Origin of the sequence: Mesorhizobium sp. B2-6-1 (assembly GCF_006440475.1) — a bacterium.
Lineage (GTDB): Bacteria > Pseudomonadota > Alphaproteobacteria > Rhizobiales > Rhizobiaceae > Mesorhizobium.
Window position 1 is genome coordinate 1 of sequence record NZ_VFUH01000034.1, and the last position, 1,426, is coordinate 1,426.

At 65.0% G+C, this 1,426-nt stretch carries 1 protein-coding gene; it reads right to left on the bottom strand.

Features of this window, described 5'->3' with window-relative positions:
- Positions 1-69 precede the first annotated feature (69 nt).
- On the bottom strand, positions 70-1,269 hold the full coding sequence (locus tag FJ443_RS30995; protein WP_140584734.1) for an IS256 family transposase: 1,200 nt from the start codon (positions 1,267-1,269) through the stop codon (positions 70-72).
- Between the last annotated feature and the right edge of the window lie 157 nt (positions 1,270-1,426).

The following is a 1,426-nucleotide window of genomic DNA, read 5'->3' on the forward strand; positions in this document are numbered from 1 at the left end:
GATCGTGTCCCGGGGAGTGGTGTAGCTGACGGCATTGGTCGCCGTGCTCTCCGGCATGGGCCGGGCTGATCAGCGCGCCACGGCTGGCAAGCTGATCAGGGGATCATCGCTCATCTGGCTGATCGTTTCCAGAGTCATATATCTGGCCCGCTGCACTGCCCATTCATCGTTCTGTTCGAGCAGGATTGCGCCGACCAGACGCACGATCGCATCGTCGTTCGGGAAGATTCCGACGACCTCGGTGCGCCGCTTGATCTCGCCGTTGAGACGCTCGATCGGATTGGTCGAGTGCAGCTTGGCGCGGTGTTCTTTCGGGAAGGTCATGTAGGCCAGCACGTCGGGCTCGGCGTCGTCCATGATTGTCGCCAACTTCGGCACCTTCGGCCGGATCTGGTCGGCGACGGCGCGCCATTGCACGCTTGCGGCCTCGGGCGTTTCCTGGGCGAAGGCGGTGGCGATGAAAGCGGAGACGACCCTGCGGCCGCTCTTGCCGGCATGGGCCAGCACGTTCCTCATGAAGTGGACGCGGCAGCGCTGCCATGTCGCGCACAGCACCTTGGTGACGGCCGCCTTGATGCCTTCATGGGCATCGGAGACGACGAGCTTGACGCCGCGCAGGCCGCGGCGGGTCAGCTTGCGCAGGAACTCCGTCCAGATCGGCTCGGCCTCCGAGGTGCCAATCTCCATGCCCATCACCTCGCGCCGACCGTCCGCGTTGACGCCGACAGCGAGGATGACGGCGACCGAGACGATGCGACCGCCGCGGCGCACCTTCAGGTAGGTGGCGTCGATCCACAGATAGGGCCAGTCGCCCTCGATGGGTCTTTCAAGGAACGCTTTGACCTTGCCGTCGATCTCCTCGCACAGCCGCGAGACCTGGCTCTTCGAAATGCCGCTCATCCCCATGGCCTTGACCAGGTCGTCAACCGAGCGGGTCGAGATGCCTTGCACATAAGCTTCCTGGATGACGGCGGTCAGCGCCTTCTCGGCCATGCGGCGCGGTTCGAGGAAACCTGGGAAGTAGGAGCCCTTCCTGAGCTTGGGGATGCGCAGCTCGACGGTGCCGGCGCGCGTCTCCCAGTCGCGCTCGCGATAGCCGTTGCGCTGGGCCGTGCGCAACGGGTTCTTCTCGCCATAGGCGGCGCCGGTGGCGGCCCCAACCTCCATTTCCATCAGCCGCTCGGCGGCAAAGCCGATCATCTCGCGCAGGAGATCGGCATCCGGGGTCTTCTCCACGAGCGTGCGCAGGTTCATCATGTCGTCGGTCATCGGTGGTCCTTCCGAATTGGGTTGGCGTCAACAACCAAACCCTACCGGAAAGCGCCGATGACCACCGCAAAGCCGCTCGCTCGCTACGGCGCGACTAACGGCGCGCTCGCGAGCGGCTTCGTAACCGCCGAGCTACACCACCTGTGGGGACACGACC

Coding starts and splice junctions, on each gene's coding strand:
- FJ443_RS30995 (WP_140584734.1), bottom strand. CDS start 1,269: ATGACCGACGACATGATGAACCTGCGCACGCTCGTGGAGAAGACCCCG.